This window comes from Saccharomonospora cyanea NA-134 (assembly GCF_000244975.1).
In the GTDB taxonomy this organism is placed as follows: Bacteria; Actinomycetota; Actinomycetes; order Mycobacteriales; family Pseudonocardiaceae; genus Saccharomonospora; species Saccharomonospora cyanea.
The window spans coordinates 4,061,006-4,081,646 of the sequence record NZ_CM001440.1 but is presented as its reverse complement, the minus strand read 5'-3'; the positions used below and the strand labels follow the sequence as shown (position 1 = coordinate 4,081,646).

The following is a 20,641-nucleotide window of genomic DNA, read 5'->3' as shown; positions in this document are numbered from 1 at the left end:
GACCCAGACGAAGGAGCCTCCAGGATGCGAGCGTCAGCAGCGTGGCGGACGGCGGTCTTGGCGAGCGCGACCGCCCTGGTCGTCGCCGCGTGCGGTGGAGCCGAGAGGCAGGGAGGCGGGGACGACGGCGGCGACGGTGTGCTCGACCTCGGTTACGTCCTGCCGGAGACGGGACAGCTGGCGTACCTCGGGCCGCCGCAGATCGAGTCGGTGAAGTTCGCGGTCAAGGAGATCAACGGCGCGGGGGGCGTGCTCGGGCAGCCGATCCCCGAGGTGGTGGCGGCCGACGAGGCCGGGCAGGCCAGGACCGCCGTGCAGTCGGCGAACCGGGTGCTGTCGGCGGGCGCCGACGCGGTCATCGGCGCGGCGGCGTCGAGCATGTCACTGGCCGTCGTCGACAACGTGACGGGTTCGGGGGTCGTGCAGTGTTCGGGCTCCAACACCGCGGCGGAGTTCACCGACTACCCCGACAACGGTCTCTACTTCCGCACCGCGCCCAGCGACGATCTGCAGGCGACCGTGCTCAACAGGGTGATCACCGGGGACGGAAACAAGCGCGTCGCCATCGCCGCACGCGCGGACGACTACGGCCGCGGGCTGCTCGCCTCGACCACGAAGGCGCTCGAGGCCGCGGGAGCCACCGTGGTGCTGGGGGAGACCTACGACCCCGAGACGAAGGACTTCGACCGGATCGCTCGGCGGATCAGGGCGGCGAACCCGGACGCCGCTGTGGTCGTGGCCTTCGAGGAGGGCGTCCAGGTGCTCCGGTCGATGATCGAGGCCGGCGTCGGTCCGCGGGACATCGACGTCTACGGCGCGGACGGACTGCGCCGCGCCGAGTTGGCGTCATCGGTGGCGCCGAACGATCCCGGCGTGCTCGCAGGCATGAAGGGCACGGCCCCGACCGTCGGGAACGACGAGTACGGCGAGCGGCTCAGGGCTTCCGCGCCCGGCCTGAAGGAGCTGCAGTTCGCGCCGCAGGTGTTCGACTGTGTGACGATCATCGCGTTGGCTGTCGAGGCCGCGCAGTCCGACGACCCGACCGTGTTCGCCACCGAGATCCGCGACGTCACCGCGAACGGCGAGAGGTGCACGTCGTTCGCCGACTGCAAGGGCCTGCTCGACCAGGGCACCGACATCGACTACGACGGCGCCAGCGGCCCACTCGACTTCGTGGAGCAGGGTGAGCCCGGCAAAGCGACCTTCGACGTCTACACCTACGACGGGTCGGGCACGCTCCGGACCGTTCGAACCGAAGAGGTCACGGTGGCGAACTGAACGCATCGGCCGGGAGGGCCACCGGCCGGTCCCTGGGTGCCTTGGCGACCGCTGACCACCGTCGGCGGGCCGGTCGGGTAGGGTGATCGTGTGCTGGGAATGAACCAGCATGCCAGGACGTTGTCCTGAGCAGTCGCAGGTTTTGCGTGTTCGTGTTTTGCACGTCCGCGAAAGATCGGTGCGGGCGTGTCACGTCTCCTCGCGACAAGTGGGAACGCTGGCCGGCTCGACCCCGCGGCTGCGGTGGTCACACGGTGTGGCCGCCGACACCCTCTCACGAAGGAGACGACATGACCGAAGGAACCGTGAAGTGGTTCAACAGCGAGAAGGGCTTCGGCTTCATCGCCCCCGATGACGGGAGCGCCGACGTCTTCGTGCACTACAGCGAGATCGACGGCCGCGGATTCCGCAGCCTGGAGGACGGCCAGCGGGTGTCCTTCACCGTCGGCCAGGGCAACAAGGGCCCGCAGGCCACGGGAGTGCGCGCGCTCTGAGTGCACCCACGGGACGCCGCGGAGCACCACTTCGCGGCGTCCCGTGCTCGCGACCACTTCAGGAGTGTCGCAGAGGGAGAAGTACTTGCACTCATCATCCGATTCCACGCCCCACGGCGCTCAGGTCGACGCGGGCGTGGTGCCTTTCAGCCACATCACTCACGAGGAACCGGTCGACTACCGGGAGCTCGAAGCTCCGCAGGAGACCGGTATCGGGGGCCCCGCTCTCTTCCAGGCCCCGCCCGCCTCCGCGGTCTCCCCCGCCCCCTCGGCGCCGACCCCGGGTTCCAGGCCCTCTTCCTCGCCGGGCCCGGACAACCGGAAGAACACCCGGCGCCGCTCGTCGCGTTCCCGCCGTTCCAGGTCTCGTCACTGACCTCCCGGGTCGGGTGACGCACCGCGTCAAGGCCCCCGGTTTCCCGGCTAGCCTGGCTTCCTCAGGGAGTCGTGCGAGTCGGAAGAGGTGTCCGTGTGCGTGTGCGTCGAGTACTGGCGGCCACGGACCTGTCCACCGGGGCCGGGTTGGCCGTGCGGAGGGCGGCCCGACTCGCCGCCGTTCACGATGCCCGTCTGACGGTGTTGTCCGTCATACCGCCGTCGCTGGCGGAGGAGCACTCCGACTTCGTGGCGGGCGCGCTCGACGACCACGTCGCCGCCCACGCCGGAATCCCGGCCGACGTCGTGCTGCGAACCGGACCGGTGTCCGACACGATCCTCGCAGAGGCCGCCGACCTTCCGGCCGACCTGCTCGTCCTCGGAGCACACGGTTCGAGGGGGCTCGCGGGTTCCCGCACCGGCCCCACGACGGAGAACATCACACACGCGAGTGTCTGTCCCGTGCTGGTGGTACGGACCCCGGCCACCGACTACGAGACCGTGCTGCTGGCCGTCGACGACACTGAGCCCGCACATCGGGCCGCGCAGTTCGGAGTCGCGCTGACGCCGTCGGCCGTCCACGTGCTCGCGCACGTGAGCGTGGTGATCGGTGAACAGTTGTTGCGCCTGCGCGGACTCGACGAGACCGACATCGAACGACTGCGTGAGGCGAGCACCGCTGAGATCCGCCCCAGGATCGAGGAGCTGGCCGCGCGACTCGACCCGCGGCCCCACGCCGTCGTCATCGGGTCCGGGACGCCGCAGCGGGCTCTGCCGGAACTGGTGTCGCACTACGCTGCCGATCTCGTGGTGATCGGCAGCGGATCGAGTACGCGGTTCGAGCGCGCGCTGCTGGGTAGTGTCGCGCAGAGCGTGCTCCGGTACGCACCCTCCGACGTGCTGGTCGTGCGTGGTGGCACACGCTGAGCCAGGCTCCCGGCCGGTTGTAGGCTGCGCTGGCAGCAAGATCGACTTTGGGGGTTTCTCTCGTGTTCGGCATCATCCGCCCGTGTCGGCACCGGCTGTCCGCGACTCTGCACGCCGACTGGGTCGCCCATCTCTGCGGCCTGTGCCTGACGCTGCGCGACCAGCACGGGCAGCTCGCCCGCGCGGCCACGAACTACGACGGCATCGTCGTGTCGGCACTCGTGGAGGCCCAGTCGGAGCACGACGGCGCACGCCGCTCGGCGGGGCCGTGCCCGCTGCGCGGCATGCGGCGCGCGTCCGTGGCCCACGGCCCCGGCAGCAGGCTCGCCGCCTCGGTGTCGCTCGTGCTGGCCTCGGCGAAGCTGCGTGACCACGCCGACGACGGGGATGGCGCGTTACGCCACTCCGTGCTCGCTTCCCTCGCTCGTTCGGCGGCAGGCCGGTGGGCGGAACGTGGCGGCGCGACGGCCACGCTCGTGGAGTTCGACACGTCCGTCCTGACGGCCGCGGTGGAGAGTCAGTCCACAGTGGAGCGTGCGCTGGGGCCGGGAAGTTCCGTGCTGGCGGCCACCGAACCCACTGAGATCGCGACGGCAGCCGCCTTCGCCCACACCGCCGTGCTCGCGGGACGCCCGGACAACGCGGAGCCGCTGAGCGAGGTGGGCCGCTTCTTCGGTCGTGTGGCACACCTGATCGACGCGGTGGAGGACATCGACGACGATCGCGCTACGGGAGCCTGGAACCCGCTCACCGCCACCGAAACGTCGGCGGCGGACGCGCGGCGCCTGTGTGAGGACGCCGTGCGCGGTGTGCGGTTGGCTCTGCGCGAGGCGGAGTTCACGCGCCCGGCGCTGGTGCACGCGTTGCTGGTGCACGAACTCGACCACGCCGTGCGACGGACGTTCGGACATGCGGGTCAGCCCCCGAGCACACACGAGAGCGGTACCCCGGAGGAGACGCACCGGACCACCCCGCCACCGGCTCAGGACGGGCCGACCGGTCCGACACCGCCGGACAACGACGAGCCACCTGGTTCGGCCCCGCCGCCGGACAACGGCGGCGTCTCGGACGGCGACGGCGGAGGCTGCTGGGTGCCGAGGTTCCGGGTCCCGCCGAAGAAGCGCAACGTAGTCGTGGGCTGCCTGATCGCGCCCTACATGTGCTGCACCTATCAGTTCTGCTGCCGGAACCCGTGGCCGGGCCCGTGGAGCGGCCGTCCCCGTAAGGCCCTGTACGACGTCGTCTGCGACTGCTGCGACTGTGGCGGCTGCGACTGCGACTGCTGAACGACGACACCGCTGGATGATCACCGCGCGGAATCGAAAGTCGTTCACCTCTCGTGTGTCCCTTCCTGCTTTCACCCGGACACAGTCTTGCGGTCGTACTCTCCGTACGAGTTACATCACAGAGTGGACACGAAATCGTCGAGAAGTGAGAGGGAGGTGCACAGCACAGCAGGACGGGTCCAAGGACGTGGGGAGTGACCAGTGCCCATTTTCGGGATCGACATCTCACATCACCAAGGCAGCTTCGATGTGGAGCGCGCGGCTCGTGAGGGCATCGACTTCTTCATCTTCAAAGCCACCGAGGGCAGCAACTTCACCGACTCCCGTTTCGGGGAGAACACCGCGAAGGCACGGAGGACGGGCAAACCCTTCGCGGCCTACCACTACCAGCGCGCGGGAGTGAGCGCGGCGGCTCAGGTCGCGCACATCCGCAAGGTGGTGCCGCGCACCGTTCCCGTCATCCCCGACGTCGAGGCGAACAGCGGCGGCGTGCCGCTCACCCGCGACCTCGTGGCGCGGTTGCGCGCGGCGGGGTACTCGGTGCCGCTGCTGTACCTACCGAGGTGGTACTGGCAGCAGATCGGATCGCCTTCCCTGGCCGGTTTGCCGCCGTTGTGGTCGTCGCGCTATCCGGACAACAACGTCGGGGACATTCGCGACGAGTACGCCGACGTGCCCGCTCACTACTGGAACGGGTACGGCGGTCTCCGGGTCGCCGTGCTCCAGTTCACCAGTTCGGCCAGGGTGGCCGGACGTTCGCCCATCGACGGCAACGCATACCGGGGCACGCTGGCGCAACTGCGCGCCCTGTTCCGCTCGTCGGGCGGAGCCCCGTCGATTCCGCAACAGGAGGACACCATGCCTGTGAAGTTGAACGTGGGCACGCACGCCCAGAGCTTCCAGATCCCAGAGGGAGCCGACAAGCTCGCCATCAACTGCCCCCACGGCGAGCTGAAGGTGAAGGCACTGCTGTTCGTGGGGGACCGCTATCCCGACGGCAAAGAGGAGGACGGCCTGCCGAAGTTCGACTTCCGTGGCAATCCCACGCCGGACGGGGGGAAGACGATCCACCGGCTGCGTCCGTGGCGCGTCGAGATTCCCAAGGGCGCCACCAGTGGAGCGCTCTACTACGAATATCCCAAGCCCGACGACCGCTACGAGTACTACGGTTCGCTGGACTTCGTGTACTGACGTACGAGGAGGGGTGGGGACACGAGCGGGATCGTCCGCCGTGCCTCCACCCCTCCTCGCTACTCGTCGTCGCCGTTGAGCGCGGAGCTGATGCTCGTGGGTACACCCTTCACGATGTCCACGATCGTCTTGCCCACGCCGCCCTGCCATCCGTAGAAGGGGTCGGTGAGTGTCTTCACGGCCGACTCGAGCTTCTCGACGTTCTCCGCACCGATCAGCTTGCTCAGCTGCTCCTTGGGGAGGTTGGCGATCTTGTCGAACTTCTCCGCGAACTCGGGACCTTGGCCGGCCTCCATCATCTTCTGCTTCACCATCTCGGTGAGCCGGTCCGGGAAGGTCGGCTTGGGCTTCCCCGCGTCGGGGGTGCTGGTCGAGTCACCCGGTGACGAGTCACCGGAATCCGGTTTGGACTCAGAATCCGGTTTGGACTCGTTGTCGGGCTTCGACTGGCTGTCCGGCTTCGATTCGCTGCCTGGCGTGGACCCGCCGTCCGGCTTGGGCCCGTCGTCCGGCGCGGAGTTACCACCACTCGCCGGGGGAGTGCCCGGTGTGTTGCTGTCCGAGGGAGGCGAGCCGGGCGCGCCGCCGCCTTCGGGAGCGTCACCCGGTGTGTTCGGGGCGGGCTCGGGGGTGTTGGTGGTCGACGTGCTTACGGCGGGGGGAGGGTCCGTCGGCGTGGTGTTGCCACTGGACGGCGTGTTGCCCGGCGGAGGCGTGCCGGGTGTGTTGGCGCCCGGCGGAGGTGTGGAGGGCGTGCTGTTGCCCGCGTCGGTTGTGGTCGGCGTGGACGGTGTGCTGCCGCCCGCGTCGGTTGTGGTCGGCGTGGACGGTGTGCTGCCGCCCGCGTCGGTTGTGGTCGGCGTGGGCGTGTTCGCCGTACTACCGCCGGGAGGAGGCGGTGTGCTGAGCGCGGGACCACCGGCCGGCGGAGTTGTGGGGTTCGGGCCCGGAGTGCTGGACGCCTGGGCCGGTGGCGGCGGTGTCGACTGTCCGCCGCTCGGTGCGGGTGTCGCTGTGCTGGTGCCGGGCGAGTTCGGGGCCGGGTTGCCGCCTCCGTTGTCGTCCGGCTTGGGTGACGGAGGCGTGGAGTCGGGCCCGTCGGCCGACGAGGTGGACCCACCAGCCGGGATGTCGGGTTCGTTCGCCGGAGGCTTCGGCGCGCCCCCACCGCTCGGGCCACCACCGGCTGCCCCGCCACCGGTCTTGGTGGCGGTCGCGCTCGACCCCACGAAGTCGTCCCCGGCCTTGCCCAGCGTGGCCAACGACGAGTTCAGGCCGGTGAGCTTGTTGGTGAGTTGCGCGATCTTCGCGCCGATCTTGCCCAGAGCGGTGGCCACCATCCCGATCGTGGTCCCGATGAACGCCACGATCGACGCTCCGAAGGTGACCGGTGCCAGAGCCGCCGCGATCAACGCTCCCTTGATGATCGCGGCGAGCGCCATCGCGATTATGTCCCGCACGATACCGCGGAACGCTCCCACGATGCCGCCCGCGATCTCCATGTGCTTCGCGGCAGCGTCGATGTAGCCGCCAAGGGACGACAGTTCCTGGGCGACGGCGTCCATCTTCGCCTTGAACTTGTCGGCGGTCTCTCCCGACCAGCCTTCCATCAGGCGCGTGACGGCGTCCGTGTGCTCCGCGGCCCACTGGTCGAGCTTCTCTCGCTCGGCCTTGATGGCGTCGGTGGCGGCCCTGATGCCGTTCGGGTCGCCCATCAGGAAGTCGAGTGGCCAGCGCAGCGGGTCGCAGTGTTCGATGATCCAGCCGATGCCCGCCGTGAGAATGCTGCCGATCGGGTCGAGAATCATCCCGAGCGCTTCCAGCGCCATTCCGGCCGAACCGATTCCGATAGCGACCTGGTCCTGCTTCTTGACCGCTTCGTCAAGCGACAGGGCGGATTCGAAGAAACCCGCACCGGCGCGCCAGTCCTCGGCACTCTCGAATTCGTGTAAACCGAGGTCGTTCGGCCTGTAGGTGACGTCGTCGCTCATACCTGGTACCTCGAGATGTTCAGTTCGGCCTCGTCATCTCCGGATTCGTAGGCCCTGGCGGCCTGACGCAAGTCCTCGGCGCACCGGGAAATGTCCTCGGAATAGGAGTTGAGTTGGTCTCTCGCCTTGTCGCAGTGCGCGCTCGCGCCGGCGCCGAAAAGCTGTCCGACCAGGCCGAAGATCCCGACGTCGCCTACGCATCCCCCGACGACCCCGGCGGTCGAGTCGATGTTGTCGCGCAGCGTGTCCAAGTGATCGGCGAACTTCGTCAGGTATTCGCTCTCTACGCGGAAACCGGTGCTCACCACGGCCTCATTTCGTCTTCGCCGTCAGAAGTCGTGGGCCTGCGTCGGCGTGGCGTGGGGCGTGGCGAGGCGGTCGGCGCAGCGGGGGGCGTGGGCTCCGGTTCCGGCGCCATGTCGGCGGCGAACTTCTCCTGTGCCGCTTCCTCTTCGGTCGGCTCCTCGACGGGAAGGAACGAGCGCACGAGTTCGGCCGTCTCACCGTCTCCGTTGACGAGGGTGAAGGAATCCGACACTCGGCGGGCGGTCTGCCGCTGCGCCTCCCGTACAGTCTCCATGATCGTCGTCGTGAGCCTGGCAGGTCCGAGTTCGCAGGCTCGGTGGCCGAGCTGGAGGTTGCTCAGCGCGCCGTTCGGCTCCACCGTGACGGTGACCGAGCCGTCACGGGAGCTCACCGTCGTCCCCGCCGCGGAGAACGCCTCCTTCAACGCCGCGGCCTTTTCCTGCATCTCCCTGACCTGTTTGTCGAGGAGGTGCTGGAAATCTTCTCCTGATCGAACGTTCGGTTGCACTCCCACTCCTCGAACAGATTTCTGGCATGCGGAACAGGCGGACATCATTGTCCGCGGCGCGGGTGAAAGGTGTCAGCTCGCGATGCGCGAGAACGGATGCGCGAATGGGGACGGACAGCCGCTCTCTCGCGGAGGGTGCTCAATGTAGCGGGCAGGGTGTGTGCTGGTCCAGAGTGGGCCCTACAGGGAACCCGTTGCGCTCAGGTGAGCGGAGAACGTACCCCGTGTTGTGGCATGAGCCGGGTGTGTGATCAACTGTGCTTGTCCCGTGCCGAGGCGGCACCTCGTGCTTTCCCTGTCGTGCACCTTTTCCTGGAAAGGCGGCTTTCGGCGACGTGTCCGAGACATACGAATTCGTGTTGGGCAGTGTGGAGGCCGACGTCGTCGGGCAGGCGCTCGGTGTCGATGTCCGCCGGTTTCCGCTGAGGTTGCGCAACACGACCACCGACCCGGCTCGGCGGGTTCGGTTGACAGCGATCGTGGGGCAGCGGCTCGCCGAACGCGGGTTGTCCACCGGAACGGCGCTGCATCCGTCCCTGCGTACGACGTTCGGCCTGTTCGCCGACTTCCGGGTCAGTGTGGCCATCAGCGGTGTCGACGGTTTCGGTTCCGACATCGCGGTTCTCGCCCTCACCGACGGTGCCCAGGCTCTGGGCGTGACCCAGCACGCCGGTGCCGACGAGCTGCTGTTCTCGTTGTTCTCGGACGACGAACTCGTCGAGGTGCTCTCCGGGGTGCTGCCGCAGATGCCGCCGGCTCCGGGGTCGACGGTCACCGTTCGGGGCCGCGTCACCGAACACGCGACGGCGTGGGACGCGCGCAAGGCGGCTGAACGGGCCGAGGACGAGGAGGAGACCAGCGCCTTCGGCAATCTGGAGGTGGTGGGCACCGTCGACGCCCCGCGACCGCAACGGCGCGGGTACCGGATGGGCGACGAGGACCGGCTTCGTCTCGCCCTGTCCGGCCGGCGACTCGGTGGTGGGCACATCACCGTCGACGGCCGAGGCGACACCGGCTCCCAGTCGTTGAGCTGGCTCGACACGGAGGAGGGGCGCTACCTCGTGCACGCGGAACGCAGCCAGGGCGAATGTGTGGCCACCTACGAGCCGGCGGGCCGCGCCGAGGTCGCGCGCGCCATCCGGGAAACCCTCGCTCGCGCGTACTGAAAGGTCCGGAGTGGAGAATGACTGACAACAGTGACCAGGTGGAGGCGGCACCGCTGCAGGCGATGCGCCGCGCGCTCAGCGGAGTCGAACTCAAGAAGCTCGCCGCCGGGCGCGGGTTCTCGGTGGACGACACCACCGGCGAGCGCATGATCCGTGCTCTCCAGGACATCGTGGACCTCCTGGAGGAGCGCTGGGCCACCCTCGAGAAACTCGCCTCGAATCCTCCGTTGAGCGTGACCGCCACGGCGCGGTGGACCGCACAGCGGACGGTCTCCACGGCCGCCGACGAGTACGGCCTGCTCACCCAGCTGAGGCAGGCGCGCGACGAGTTGCCGCAGTACATCGAGGCGATCCGCACGGCCAAGCGCGGCTACAGCGAGACCGAGACGGCACACCGCAAGGCGATCGACGGACTGTCCCCGTCCTGAACCCTCCGCAACCCACTCGACGAGAACGAGGAGTCCTCGCGTGTCCACTCCGGACGACAAGGTCCGCGCGGTGTCGGACCCCGCAAGCCCCGACTACGATCCCGGCAGCCCCCACTACGACGTCACGGCCGACTCGTCGTCGCCGTTCTACGTCGGTCCGCTCGAGAACACGGCCTTGTCCGGTGACCAGATCCGGGAATTGGTCACCATGTTCGCAAACCCCCTGACCGCGGAGTTGTCCGAACGGGACAAGGACGCGGTCATCCAGAAGCTGTACTCGGACACGCTGGTGAATGCCCGGGACGGTCTCGACGAGGGGCTCGAACTCCGGCCGAGGGACGAACCACCGCGCACGCTGTGGGAGAACGCCTCGCACGAGTACATGGACGTGGTCATCAACACGGACGCCGACTCGGCGGCGATCGCCGAGACCTCCGAGGAGTGGGTTCGGCTCGGCAACGAGTTGGCTCTGCACCAGAAGGCGATCGCCGAGGCGATCGAGGACAGCATGGGCAACTGGTCGGGCGAAGGTGGCGACGCGGCCCGGCAACACCTCGCCGAGGTGGCCCGGTGGCTGGGACGCACGGCACAGGGATCGGTGCTGACCGGGCGGCAGCAGCAGATCCACTCACAGACCCTCAACGAGACCCAGAAACAGATGGCGGCGAACCCGCCCGTGCACTTCTCTGTCGAGGAGGCCAACGCCACGCTTCAGCAGATCACCGATCCTGTGCAGTACGCGCAGGCGGCGGGCCAGGCGATCGCCACGATGGAGGCGCAGCGCGCGGCACGTGAGCAGGCGGCCAGGCTGATGAAACAGTTCGACGACACGATCGGCGAGGCCGTCGACATGCCGTACTTCACACCGCCGCCGAAGCTCGCCGCCGGAGGGGGTTCCGCAGCGTCCGGTGGATACGCTCCGCTCAGTGAGAAGCGGGTGGACGCGATGCGTGCGGAGACCGAGCCCTACCTGCAGGCGCGGAAACTCGGCACCGTCGACGGCGTCGACGTGGGCCTTTCCGACCGCGCCAACATGGCCCTGGCCGACGGCGGCAACGTGGGCCTGCCTGACAACGCAGTCACGGGGTTCGACCCCGCGACTGCGGGCAGCGGAGACTTCGCGACGGGAAGCACTCCGGCGATGCCGACTCCGCTCGCGTTCGACGGGTCCGCCGGAGGCTCCATGCCTGGATTCTCGGGCCAGCAGAGCCCGGGACACTACACCCCGCCGAAGCTGGAGGCCCCCGAGCTCCCGTCCGGTGGGACGATTCCGGGTGCTCCGATGTCGGTCGGCGGTGGCCTGCCCGGCGTTCCCGACCTGCCGGAGTACGAGCTGCCCGACCAGTCCGGCACCACGGTTTCGTCGTACACGCCGCCGGAGATCCCGCAGTCGAGCGCCGGCCGGGGGGTGCCGGGCATGCCGGTGTCTCCCCATCTCTCCGGTGACTCCCTCAATCAGCGTTTCGGGCCGGGGGCCGGGCCGTACCCGGGTGGTCCTCCTGGCACCATCCCGCCGCTCGGTCCGACCACGGTGTCCTCGCCGAGTCAGAAACTCGGAGGACTCGGCGGTAGCGGCGTCGGCGGTGGTGGCGGCGTCGGTGGTGGAGTCGGCGGTGGTGTACCAGGAGGCGTCCCTGGCGGAGGCGCCGGGGGTGGCGGCGCCTCCGGCGGGAGCACGCCGGGACAGAACTCCGCGGCGATGCGCGGGCCCGGTACAGCAGCCGATGCGGCGATGCGGGCGGCCCAGCAGGCGCAGGGGCAGGGAATCCGCGGAGGTGCCATGCCGATGGCCGGTGGAATGCCTCCCGCCGGTGGTGCCCGTCAGCAGGAGGAAGACAAGGAACACCGCGTCGCGGCCTACCTGACCGACGAGGACGGCATCTTCTCCCCGGAGGAGGTCATCGCCCCGCCGGTCATCGGCGACTGGAGCAACAAGGATTGGAAGTAGGGCCGAGACCGGTCGAAAGTGGGTTGTTCACCGGCGGAGTGTCCTGTTCGCTCGTCCCGGCCGACGATGTCGTCGGCCGGGACGAGAACCATCGACGTGGAGAGACGAGCTGCCATGGGGAACAGGACGAAGAGGGTGCCGAGCCGGGCTGGTGCGGTCGTGGGAACGGTGTTGACAGCTGCCACGGTGGCACTCGCCGGGGCCGGCACGGCGTCCGCGGCGAACTACTACTACGAGCTGCCGTACCCGGCGGGGGAGGCCTACCAGGTCACACAGGGGCCTGAGGGAACGTTCTCCCACGTCGGCCCGTACAACGAGTACGCCTGGGACTTCGGCCTCCCGGCCAACTACGAGGTGTCCGCCGCGCAGGCGGGCACGATCGTGTACTCGAACTGGTCGCCGTACGCCGCCAACGGCATCGAGGTGATCATCAGGCACTCGAACGGCCAGTGCACCCACTACGCGCACCTCAACCGCGCGATCTACAACGCCGGTACCTGGGTGCCGCAGGGCCGCGTCGTCGGATGGTCGGGCAGCACGGGCAACTCCACCGCCCCGCACCTGCACTTCCAGGTGATCGACTGCAACACCCGCGTGGGCCTGCCCGCCACGTTGCAGGGGTGGACGCCGCCCACCGGTTCGTGGCCGGTGAGCGTCAACCACTACGCCTGACAAGACTGTCCGACCACGCGGCCCGAGCGCGGCCGCCGCGTCGTCACTCGCGCCCGACGCCGTACACGGCGCGGGTGGCGACCGCGCCGAGCTTGTCGGGGTTCGCGACATTGTGGACGGCGATGATCCGGCCACTGTCGTCGAGGTCCAGGGTCAGCGTGGAGATCACGCGGCCCGCGCCGACGAAGACGATGCCCGGACCGCCGTTCAGCTCCGTGACCTCGATGGCCATGTCGGCGGGGTCCACGCCCTCGTACGACCTGCGCGCGATGCCCGCGAACCAGGCCGCGACGCGTTCGGCGCCGACCACCGGGCGCATCGCCTGGCGGACCCTGCCTCCTCCATCTGTCCACAGTGCTACGTCGGGTGCGAGGAGCCTCATGAGTGTGTTGAGGTCCCCTCCCGTCGTCGCGGCGATGAACCGCTCCGTGACCTCGCGCTGCCGGGCGCGGTCGGTGTGGAAGCGGGGCCGCCGTGCCCGCACGTGCGACCGCGCCCGGTGCGCTGCCTGGCGCACGGTGTCCTCCGAGCGGTCCACGGCGTCGGCGATCTCGGCGTGGCTGAACCCGAAAGCCTCCCGCAACACGAAGACGGCGCGCTCCAGCGGGGTGAGCGTCTCCAGGACCACCAGCAGCGCCATCGACACCGACTCGGCCGTCGCCACGTCGTCCGAGGCGTCGACCGTGGTGAGGATCGGCTCCGGCAGCCACGGTCCCACGTACGTCTCCCTGCGGCGTTGGGCGGACCGTAGGCGGTCCATCGCGACCGACGAGACGATCCGCACCAGGTACGCCTTCGGGTCGGCGACCTGGGAACGGTCGGTCGACGACCACTTCACCCAGGCGTCCTGCACGGCGTCCTCCGCGTCGACCGCGGTGCCGAGGATGCGGTAGGCCATCGAGAACAACAGCCGCCGGTGCTCGGTGAAGACGGTCGCGTCGGCCTGGCCGGACCCGGTCATCGTGTGTACCTCCCGCCACGCCGCCAGGCGAAGGAACCCGACCGTGGCATCGTGCGCATCCGTGCGAACGAGGGCCATGGCGCCGCGCTCACCGTCTCCTTGTACCAGACGGCGCGACGCCCGGTCAGCACGAGCCGTTTCGGCGAGTGGTCGGGTCGGGTGAACTGCACCACCGCGTCGTGTCTGCCGAGGCTGACGGGGGTGTGGAGGTAGCCGAACCGGAACGCCTTCGGCCGCCTGCCCTTCAGCTCCGCGGTGATCGACACGGCAGCGTGTACGCCGGTCGGCATCCCGCTCTGGCAGGTGCCGTGCAGGACCCCGAACCTCTGCCGGACCGCGGCGGCGTCACCCACCGCGTAGACGTGCGGGTGAGTGACCGATCGCAGCGAGGAGTCGGTGACGATGCGACCGAGCTCGTCGACCTCGAGTCCGGCTGCCGACGCCAGTGGCGACGCGGTGACGCCGCTGGTCCAGAGCACCACGTCGGCGGTGACACTCTCACCTCCCGCCAGTTCCACGGAGCCCGGCAGCACCTTGACGATCTCGACCTCGTCGCGCACCCGCACGCCGAGCCGGTCGAGCGCGGCCCGCACGTGGGCCCTCGCGCGTTCACCGAGCGCGGCACCGGGCTCCTGCCTGCCGAGCAACACGACGTCGGCCGCCGGGTGCTGTTCGGCGATCTCGGCGGCGGCCTCGACGCCGGTCAGTCCGCTGCCGCACACGGCGACCGTCGGGGCACCGGGCTCGGACAGCCGCCGTGCGAGCAGCTCGGCGTCGTGCGTGCTGTCGAGCGTGTAGGCGTGGATGTCGGCTCCTGGGACGGTCGAGGTCCGCGCCACGCTGCCCAGCGCGTACACGAGCGTGTCGAACTCCAGCACCCGCTGGTCGTCGACGCGGACGGTACGGGCGGTGGCGTCGAGGCCGGTGACCCACCCGCGTACGAACTCGACGCCGGTGTCCCGCAGCAGCTCGGGGATGCGAAAGTCGGCCACCCGCTGCCCGGACGCCACCTGGTGCAGTCGCAGCCGTTCGGTGAACCGCTCAGCCGCGTTGACGAGCGTGATGTGCACGTCGTCCCGGTGTTTCGTCCGGGCGGCCAGGTTCACCGCCGCCGTCAGGCCCGCGTATCCCGCACCGAGCACCACGATCTTGTTCATGTTCTCGTCCCTTCTCGCTTCCGAAGTCGCCGGACACCCGCATGACGAGGTGGGAGAAGCGGACGTGAATTAGAGTGATGTGTGTCACAGAGCGGTCAGTCCGCGGTGGGAGGCAACCCCTCGAGAGTGCTCAGCAGGGCCGTGAGGCCGTGGGTGAGCTCCTCGCGCCGCTCGTCGGGCAGAGGGTCCAGTACCCGCTGTTCAGCCGTGAGGTTGCGATGGAACGCCCGGTCGATCACCTCACGCCCGAGGTCGGTGAGGTGGACGTAGGCGACGCGCCTGTCTCGCTCGTCGGTCGTGCGCTGCAGCAGGCCGCGTTCGGAGAGGTTGTGCAGGCGTTTGGTGGTCGCCGCGCCGGAGGACACGGTCTGCTCGCCCAGCCTGCCCACCGTCACCGGGCCTCCGCTGCGGCGTAGCGCGCACAACAGGTCGAACTCCGCGCGGTTGAGCCCCTCTTCGGCGAGCACCGTGTCGAGCCGCCGTCGCAGTACGGCCGCCGCCCGGAACACGCGACCGATGACGTCCATGCTGCTCGTGTCCGTGTCGGGGTGAACCTCCCGCCACTGTTTCCTGGCCGCGGCGATGAGGTCAGGTGTTCGATCCATCTCACTAGTGTTTCACTAGTGAAAGGAATCGGTATCGTGGGGTGACGTGCCTCGAAGCGTCCTGTTCCGCGATCTCTCGCGCACCTTCCGCATCCGCCGGGCCGGCCCGCTGCTGTGGCCGGCCTGCCGCGCGTTGCTTTCGGTGAGCGTTCCGCTCGTCATCCTGCTCGGGCTCGACCGGCTCGACCTCGTGGCGGGCGCGGTGTTCGGCGCCCTCACCAGTGTCTACTCCCGCAACGACCCGTACCGGCGCCAGGTACGCACGCTCGCGGCGGTGGCGGTCGGGATGGTGCTGGCCGTGGCGATCGGCGATCTCGTGGCCGTGGTCTGGGGTGGGTCGACGTGGCACGTCACCGTCGCACTGCTGGCCACCGCACTCGTGGGCGCACTGGCGACGATGGCCTGCACGGCGGTCAAGGCGGGCGCGCCGGGAGGGCTCATGTTCGCGTTCGCCACCGGCGCGTGCGCCCACCTCCCGCTGTCCGCGGGTGAGCTTCCCGTCCACCTCGGTGTCACCGCGGCCAGCGCGACGTTGGCGTGGACGGTCTCCTACGTGGGAGCGCGCGTCCGTGGTCTGCGGCCACAACGTGAGGCCGTGGCACAGGCGCTGGAGGCCACCGCCGCGCATCTGGAGGCCCCGTCCGGCCTGCCGACCCGGCACCGGGCCGCCGTGGCCGTGGACCGTGCCTGGAACAGTGTGGCCGAGGTGGGCAAGCGGCATCGGGCGAGTTCCGTACTGGCCGACCTGGTACGGGCGGTGAGCACGTGCGAGTCGGTGCTCGTCGACGACGAGTCCCCGAGGGCGACGCCCGCTGACCTGCGTCGCGCGGCACACGCCGTCCGCCACGGTGAGCCGTCCCGCCCTTCCGGCAAGGGGGAGCGGGGAGAGCCGCCCGCGCAACGGGTTCCCGAGTCGCGCTGGCGGACCCTTCGCGGGCTGGGCGTCGCCGCCCTGCGGCCCGGCCAGCACCCGAGCGCATGGTTGCTCCCCTACGCCGCCAGGGTCGGCGTCGCGGCGTTCGCCGCCGGTGTCCTGACCCATCTGCTGGGGATCGGACACGCCTACTGGGCGGCGGTGTCGGCGGTGTCGGTGCTCCAGGCCACCAGCACGTCGACGTCCGTGCCACGCATGGTGCAGAGGGTCTCGGGCACGGTGTTCGGGGTGCTGGTAGGCCTTGCGGTGCTCAGCGCCCACCCCGCCGCCTGGGTCGTCGTGCTCCTGCTCGCGCTGCTGCAGTGGGGTGCCGAGATGACGGTGACGGTCAACTACGCGTTCGGGCTGTTCTTCGCCACCCCGGTGGCCCTGCTGGTCAGCGCGCTCGGCTCGGCCTTGCCGCCGCACGAGCTGGTCGCAGACCGGGTGTGGGCGACGCTGGTAGGCGCGACCGTGGCCGTGGTCGTGGCGCGGTTGGCGCCGAAGCGCGCGTGGCTGTCGCGAGTGCACCTGGCTCTCGCCGGAGTCCGACGGCTGAGCAGCGCCGAGCAACCCGATCCGGCGAGGTTGCGGGCGGCGTTGCTGGAGCTGCACGAGGCCTATGACGTCGCGGCGGGCGAGGTGCCGCCGGAGCGTTTGCCGACCGAGGACCTGCTCACCGTCTCCCACCGCGCCTACCGGGTGTTGGACGGCCGCGAACCCGTCATGGGTGGCTAGCGGCCGCCCGGACTCAGCCGTCGAGTGGGCCCGTTTCGAGTAGCCGACCGTCGGAAAGCCGCAGCCAGCGGTCGATTCCGATCTCGGCGAGGAAGCGCTGGTCATGGCTGACCACCACGAACGCGCCCCGGTATGCGTTCAGCGCGCTCTCCAGTTGGCCCACGCTGACCAGATCGAGGTTGTTGGTCGGCTCGTCCAGCAACAGCAGTTGCGGCGCGGGCTCGGCGTGCAGGACGCAGGCCAGCGTGGCGCGGAGCCGTTCGCCCCCCGACAACTCCGCCACGGGCAGCTTCAGATGGTTCTCCGTGAACAGGTACTGGGCGAGCAGGTGCATCCGCCGCGTTCGCGACATCGTGGGCGCGGCGTCGGCGAGGTTGTCGCCGACGGTGCGGTGCAGGTCCAGCAGGTCGAGCCGCTGTGAGAGGTAGGCGACGCGGCCGTCGGCCACGCGGGTGAGGGAGCCCTCCGGCCGCAGCTCGCCGCTGATGAGGCGGAGCAGCGTGGACTTGCCGCTGCCGTTGGCTCCCGTCAGCGCGATACGTTCGGGTCCACGCACGTCGAGCGTGAGCCCGTCACCGGCGAACAGCGCCCGCCCGTCGTGGTGGACCTGGAGGCGCCGGCCCTCGAACAACGTGCGCCCCGAGGGCACAGCGGTCTCCGGCAGGTCCACCACGATCCTCTGTTCGTCGCGCAGCGCCCTGCCCGCCTCGTCGAGGCGCTCCTGTGCCTGCCGCACGCGAGCTGAGTGGATGTCGTCGGCCTTGCCCGCCGACTCCTGCGCACGGCGCTTCATCGCCCCCGCCACGATCTTGGGGATTCCGGCGTCGCGGATGTTGCGGGCGGCGTTGCTCGTCCGCCGGGCGGCACGCTCACGAGCGAGTTGCATGTCCCGCTTCTCCCGCTTGACCTCCAGCTCGGCCTGGCGGAGATTGCGTTCGGCGACCTCCTGCTCCGCCCGGACCGTGTTCTCGTAGGCCGTGAAGTTGCCGCCGAAGAACCGCAGCTCGTCGCCGTCGAGTTCGGCGATGCGGTCGAGGCGATCCAGCAGCTCCCGGTCGTGGCTGACGACCACGAGGCAGCCGTTCCAGTTTTCGAGGGCGTCGTAGAGCCGGTGCCGGGCGTCGAGGTCGAGGTTGTTCGTGGGCTCGTCGAGCAGCAGGACGTCAGGACGCTTCAGCAGTTGCGCCGCCAACCCGACCGAGACGACCTGTCCGCCGCTCAGCGTGTGCAGTGGCCGGTCGAGCGTGATGCCGTCGAGGCCGAGCCGGTCGAGCTCGGCCCGGGTGCGTTCCTCGATGTCCCAGTCGTTGCCGATCGTGGTGAAGTGCTTCTCGTCGACGTCGCCGGACTCCACGGCGGTCAGCGCGGCGAGCACGGGCGCGACACCGAGTGCCTCGGCGACGGTCAGCTCGCTCTCCAACGGCAAAGTCTGCGGGAGGTAGCCGCAGACGCCGTTCACGGACACGGTGCCGCTCGTGGGGGTGTACTCGCCGACGACGAGTTTCAACAGCGTGCTCTTGCCGGCGCCGTTGGGGGCCACGAGGCCGGTACGCCCTGTGCCGATGCTGAAGGACAGGTCGGTGAAGAGAGGAGTGTCGTCGGACCAGTGGAACGACACACGCGAACAGACGATGGATGCGGACATGAAAGACCTCGATGAGGGAAGGACGTACCGGTAGGCGGTACGGGAACGAACGAGGATGACGAGATCGCGGCCCCGGCGGCGCTTTCGCCTGCCGGTGGCCGATCATGCTCCGGTATCACCCGGAGATGTCGTCGTCACTCACCACGTCGGCTCCTCATCGATCGTCGGCAGTCGCCGACGGTGACGATAACACCCGGGGGGCGCCCGACGCAGGTGTTTAACGAGCGGTGGCCGGGCTTTCGGCGGCTTGGGTGCGGGCTCGGCGTCCACCGGTCGGATCGGCGCCGATCGACCCGGGCCGATCGCAGACTCAGACCGGCGGGCGTAGTCCGCGGCGGCGGCCGCTGTCCTCGCACCAGCGGCACGGTCGTGACGTGACAACGGTCTGCGGTACACCGGCGATGACCGCCACCTTCGGGTCGGAGACGCGTCCCTCACCCTCGCAGGAGCTGCACAGTGCACCCAGTTCGAAGTCGTCGTCCATGCCGTTCCTCTCACAGTCCGACCGCTACCGTCGCACGGCGGCCGGACGTGGTCACAACCACCCTGCCCGTCCGTTGACCGGCGTGGAGGACCGCCTTGACGTCGTCGCCCCGGACGCCGGTGAAGACGGGAAACAACCCTGGTTGACAAATCTCCTAGGGGACTTGTCTACTAGGGGCATGGTTCTGTCACGCATCATCCTGGGGTTGCTCGCCCTCGGTCCCATGACCGGTTACGACCTCAAGCGGCACTTCGACTCGACCGTCGGGCACTTCTGGTCGGCGGACAAGGCCCAGATCTATCGCACCCTCGCCCAGCTCGTCGCCGACCGCTGTGCGGAGGTCGAGACAGTGGCAGGCTCGGGGGCGCCGGACCGCCAGGTGCACCGCATCACCGCCGCCGGGCGGGCGGCTCTCGCCGAGTGGCTCGCGAGCGCCCCGGAGCGCCATGTCGAACGCGACCCGTTCCTCGCCAGGGTGTTCTTCGGCGGCGACCTCGACGACGACGGCCTCCGGTCGCTTCTCGCGCGACGTCGCGAGGCGACCGAAGCGAAGTTGGAGCGTTTCGAGCGGATGCGAGCCGAGGCCGAAGCGTCCGATCGAGGTGCCCGCCTGCGCCTCGCCACCCTGGACAACGGCATCGCGCACCTGCGCACCGAACTCGCCTGGCTCGACGCGGTCGAGGAGGAAGTCGCATGAGTGGCTTTCCGGAGGTACACCGCCCCGCGACGGACACGGCGGCGCGCCCGCTGGTGATGCTGCACGGAGGCAACGTCGCGAACTGGATGTGGGAGCCACAGCTGCCCGCGCTCACCGACCGGACGGTGCTCGTGCCCGATCTCCCCGGCTTCGGGGAGCGAGTCGGGGAACGCTGGCCGGGTCTGGACGCGGTGGCCGACGACATCGTGGAGCGAGTGACGTCGAACGGTGTCGACGGTCCCTTCGACCTCGTGGGGCTTTCCCTGGGCGCCGTGACGGCACTGCGCGTGTTGGCTCGGCACCCCGACCGGGTGCGCTCGGCGTTCCTCACCGGAGCGCCACTCAAGCCGGCCGGTCTCGGACTCCGTCTGGTCTGCAGACTGCAGTTGGCGTTCTGGCGGGCGCCGTGGTTCTGGCTTTCCCAGGCCACGGCCATGGGGATCCCGAAGGACTCACGCGCCCAGTACGTCACGCACGCGCTCTCGGTACACCCGGAGACAGCGGCCGCGATGAACGCCGAAGTGTGCGCGGGTGGTGTGCCTGCGGACCTGCGCCGCTACTCGGGCCCCCTGCTCGCGATCGTGGGGGAGAAGGAGTCCGCGGCGGTGCGCGACTCCCTGACGGTGATCGCCGAGGCCGCGCCGCAGGCACAGTTGCGGCTCGCGCCGGGAATGCACCACATCTGGAACGTGGAAGACCCGAACCTGTTCAACGGGGTCCTGCGTTCGTGGCTGGACGGGACCACGGACCCGCGCCTGGTCCCGGTCCGGGGAGCCTGAGCCACGACGGCGTCGCGCGTTCGGGACGGGCGACGGCTTCACGGCTTCGGCCTCACGACACCGCCTGTGGACGGTGGGAGAAGTGCGGTTCT

The 20,641-nt window shown here is 69.6% G+C and carries 20 protein-coding genes; 12 read left to right on the top strand and 8 right to left on the bottom strand.

Translation table 11 applies throughout. The features are described from left to right. Positions 1–24: 24 nt before the first annotated feature. From SACCYDRAFT_RS18990 to SACCYDRAFT_RS18970, 5 genes are all read left to right on the top strand, one after another. Positions 25–1,278: an ABC transporter substrate-binding protein gene (locus SACCYDRAFT_RS18990; RefSeq protein WP_005458662.1), complete on the top strand. Its 1,254-nt coding sequence runs from the start codon at positions 25–27 to the stop codon at positions 1,276–1,278. A gap of 290 nt (positions 1,279–1,568) precedes the next feature. Next, complete coding sequence (locus SACCYDRAFT_RS18985) at positions 1,569–1,772, top strand: cold-shock protein (protein ID WP_005440412.1); 204 nt, start codon at positions 1,569–1,571, stop codon at positions 1,770–1,772. A 471-nt stretch (positions 1,773–2,243) separates the two neighbouring features. Continuing rightward, positions 2,244–3,074 (top strand): universal stress protein, encoded by an 831-nt coding sequence (locus SACCYDRAFT_RS18980; RefSeq protein ID WP_005458660.1) that lies wholly within the window; start codon positions 2,244–2,246, stop codon positions 3,072–3,074. A gap of 62 nt (positions 3,075–3,136) precedes the next feature. After that, on the top strand, positions 3,137–4,360 hold the full coding sequence (locus tag SACCYDRAFT_RS18975; protein ID WP_005458658.1) for a DUF5685 family protein: 1,224 nt from the start codon (positions 3,137–3,139) through the stop codon (positions 4,358–4,360). Between the two features lie 201 nt (positions 4,361–4,561). Continuing rightward, a complete protein-coding gene (locus SACCYDRAFT_RS18970) occupies positions 4,562–5,551 on the top strand; it encodes a glycoside hydrolase family 25 protein (protein ID WP_005458657.1) in 990 nt (329 codons plus the stop codon). A gap of 59 nt (positions 5,552–5,610) precedes the next feature. On the opposite strand, the gene SACCYDRAFT_RS25545 is transcribed toward SACCYDRAFT_RS18970, so the two are convergent. Genes SACCYDRAFT_RS25545 through SACCYDRAFT_RS18955 form a run of 3 tightly spaced genes read right to left on the bottom strand, consistent with a single transcriptional unit; the run spans position 5,611 to position 8,356 of the window. Continuing rightward, positions 5,611–7,542, bottom strand: a complete 1,932-nt coding sequence (locus SACCYDRAFT_RS25545; protein ID WP_005458655.1) for a WXG100 family type VII secretion target — start codon at positions 7,540–7,542, stop codon at positions 5,611–5,613. Next, a complete protein-coding gene (locus tag SACCYDRAFT_RS18960) occupies positions 7,539–7,847 on the bottom strand; it encodes a type VII secretion target (RefSeq protein WP_005458653.1) in 309 nt (102 codons plus the stop codon). The genes SACCYDRAFT_RS25545 and SACCYDRAFT_RS18960 overlap by 4 nt, the downstream gene beginning before the upstream one ends. Beyond that, on the bottom strand, positions 7,844–8,356 hold the full coding sequence (locus SACCYDRAFT_RS18955) for a YbaB/EbfC family nucleoid-associated protein (protein WP_005458652.1): 513 nt from the start codon (positions 8,354–8,356) through the stop codon (positions 7,844–7,846). The genes SACCYDRAFT_RS18960 and SACCYDRAFT_RS18955 overlap by 4 nt, the downstream gene beginning before the upstream one ends. A 335-nt stretch (positions 8,357–8,691) precedes the next feature. Here SACCYDRAFT_RS18955 and SACCYDRAFT_RS18950 point away from each other — a divergent pair, with 335 nt between their 5' ends. The 4 genes from SACCYDRAFT_RS18950 (at position 8,692) to SACCYDRAFT_RS18935 (ending at position 12,570) form a co-directional block, all read left to right on the top strand. Beyond that, complete coding sequence (locus SACCYDRAFT_RS18950; protein ID WP_005458650.1) at positions 8,692–9,522, top strand: ESX secretion-associated protein EspG; 831 nt, start codon at positions 8,692–8,694, stop codon at positions 9,520–9,522. Positions 9,523–9,539: 17 nt separating this feature from the next. Continuing rightward, positions 9,540–9,950 (top strand): hypothetical protein, encoded by a 411-nt coding sequence (locus SACCYDRAFT_RS18945; RefSeq protein WP_005458648.1) that lies wholly within the window; start codon positions 9,540–9,542, stop codon positions 9,948–9,950. 40 nt (positions 9,951–9,990) lie between these two features. Beyond that, on the top strand, positions 9,991–11,898 hold the full coding sequence (locus SACCYDRAFT_RS18940; protein WP_005458646.1) for a hypothetical protein: 1,908 nt from the start codon (positions 9,991–9,993) through the stop codon (positions 11,896–11,898). A 114-nt stretch (positions 11,899–12,012) separates the two neighbouring features. Beyond that, a complete protein-coding gene (locus tag SACCYDRAFT_RS18935; RefSeq protein WP_005458645.1) occupies positions 12,013–12,570 on the top strand; it encodes a M23 family metallopeptidase in 558 nt (185 codons plus the stop codon). Between the two features lie 43 nt (positions 12,571–12,613). Here SACCYDRAFT_RS18935 and SACCYDRAFT_RS18930 read toward each other — a convergent pair whose 3' ends face one another. The 3 genes from SACCYDRAFT_RS18930 to SACCYDRAFT_RS18920 form a co-directional block, all read right to left on the bottom strand. Beyond that, a complete protein-coding gene (locus SACCYDRAFT_RS18930; RefSeq protein ID WP_005458644.1) occupies positions 12,614–13,531 on the bottom strand; it encodes an RNA polymerase sigma-70 factor in 918 nt (305 codons plus the stop codon). After that, complete coding sequence (locus SACCYDRAFT_RS18925) at positions 13,528–14,688, bottom strand: NAD(P)/FAD-dependent oxidoreductase (RefSeq protein WP_005458643.1); 1,161 nt, start codon at positions 14,686–14,688, stop codon at positions 13,528–13,530. The genes SACCYDRAFT_RS18930 and SACCYDRAFT_RS18925 overlap by 4 nt, the downstream gene beginning before the upstream one ends. 95 nt (positions 14,689–14,783) lie before the next feature. Next, positions 14,784–15,293 carry a MarR family winged helix-turn-helix transcriptional regulator gene (locus tag SACCYDRAFT_RS18920; RefSeq protein WP_005458642.1) on the bottom strand — a complete coding sequence of 170 codons (510 nt, stop codon included), beginning with the start codon at positions 15,291–15,293 and terminating at the stop codon, positions 14,784–14,786. A gap of 46 nt (positions 15,294–15,339) precedes the next feature. On the opposite strand from SACCYDRAFT_RS18920, the gene SACCYDRAFT_RS18915 reads away from it, so the two are divergent. Beyond that, on the top strand, positions 15,340–16,944 hold the full coding sequence (locus SACCYDRAFT_RS18915; RefSeq protein WP_005458641.1) for an FUSC family protein: 1,605 nt from the start codon (positions 15,340–15,342) through the stop codon (positions 16,942–16,944). A 13-nt stretch (positions 16,945–16,957) separates the two neighbouring features. Here SACCYDRAFT_RS18915 and abc-f read toward each other — a convergent pair whose 3' ends face one another. Both abc-f and SACCYDRAFT_RS26670 read right to left on the bottom strand, forming a co-directional pair. Beyond that, complete coding sequence (gene abc-f, locus SACCYDRAFT_RS18910; RefSeq protein WP_005458640.1) at positions 16,958–18,589, bottom strand: ribosomal protection-like ABC-F family protein; 1,632 nt, start codon at positions 18,587–18,589, stop codon at positions 16,958–16,960. A gap of 310 nt (positions 18,590–18,899) precedes the next feature. Further along, the gene (locus SACCYDRAFT_RS26670) at positions 18,900–19,073 is read right to left on the bottom strand and encodes a hypothetical protein (protein WP_198284941.1); all 174 of its coding nucleotides are present in this window, start codon (positions 19,071–19,073) and stop codon (positions 18,900–18,902) included. Between the two features lie 178 nt (positions 19,074–19,251). Here SACCYDRAFT_RS26670 and SACCYDRAFT_RS18905 point away from each other — a divergent pair, with 178 nt between their 5' ends. Together SACCYDRAFT_RS18905 and SACCYDRAFT_RS18900 are read left to right on the top strand one after the other, a co-directional pair. Continuing rightward, positions 19,252–19,770: a PadR family transcriptional regulator gene (locus tag SACCYDRAFT_RS18905; protein WP_043536674.1), complete on the top strand. Its 519-nt coding sequence runs from the start codon at positions 19,252–19,254 to the stop codon at positions 19,768–19,770. Next, a complete protein-coding gene (locus SACCYDRAFT_RS18900) occupies positions 19,767–20,549 on the top strand; it encodes an alpha/beta fold hydrolase (RefSeq protein ID WP_005458636.1) in 783 nt (260 codons plus the stop codon). Before SACCYDRAFT_RS18905 ends, SACCYDRAFT_RS18900 begins: the two co-directional genes overlap by 4 nt. Positions 20,550–20,641: the final 92 nt, after the last annotated feature.

Coding starts and splice junctions, on each gene's coding strand:
- SACCYDRAFT_RS18920 (WP_005458642.1), bottom strand. CDS start 15,293: ATGGATCGAACACCTGACCTCATCGCCGCGGCCAGGAAACAGTGGCGG.
- abc-f (WP_005458640.1), bottom strand. CDS start 18,589: ATGTCCGCATCCATCGTCTGTTCGCGTGTGTCGTTCCACTGGTCCGAC.
- SACCYDRAFT_RS18945 (WP_005458648.1), top strand. CDS start 9,540: ATGACTGACAACAGTGACCAGGTGGAGGCGGCACCGCTGCAGGCGATG.
- SACCYDRAFT_RS26670 (WP_198284941.1), bottom strand. CDS start 19,073: ATGGACGACGACTTCGAACTGGGTGCACTGTGCAGCTCCTGCGAGGGT.
- SACCYDRAFT_RS18925 (WP_005458643.1), bottom strand. CDS start 14,688: ATGAACAAGATCGTGGTGCTCGGTGCGGGATACGCGGGCCTGACGGCG.
- SACCYDRAFT_RS25545 (WP_005458655.1), bottom strand. CDS start 7,542: ATGAGCGACGACGTCACCTACAGGCCGAACGACCTCGGTTTACACGAA.
- SACCYDRAFT_RS18985 (WP_005440412.1), top strand. CDS start 1,569: ATGACCGAAGGAACCGTGAAGTGGTTCAACAGCGAGAAGGGCTTCGGC.
- SACCYDRAFT_RS18990 (WP_005458662.1), top strand. CDS start 25: ATGCGAGCGTCAGCAGCGTGGCGGACGGCGGTCTTGGCGAGCGCGACC.
- SACCYDRAFT_RS18900 (WP_005458636.1), top strand. CDS start 19,767: ATGAGTGGCTTTCCGGAGGTACACCGCCCCGCGACGGACACGGCGGCG.
- SACCYDRAFT_RS18930 (WP_005458644.1), bottom strand. CDS start 13,531: ATGACCGGGTCCGGCCAGGCCGACGCGACCGTCTTCACCGAGCACCGG.
- SACCYDRAFT_RS18935 (WP_005458645.1), top strand. CDS start 12,013: ATGGGGAACAGGACGAAGAGGGTGCCGAGCCGGGCTGGTGCGGTCGTG.
- SACCYDRAFT_RS18905 (WP_043536674.1), top strand. CDS start 19,252: ATGGTTCTGTCACGCATCATCCTGGGGTTGCTCGCCCTCGGTCCCATG.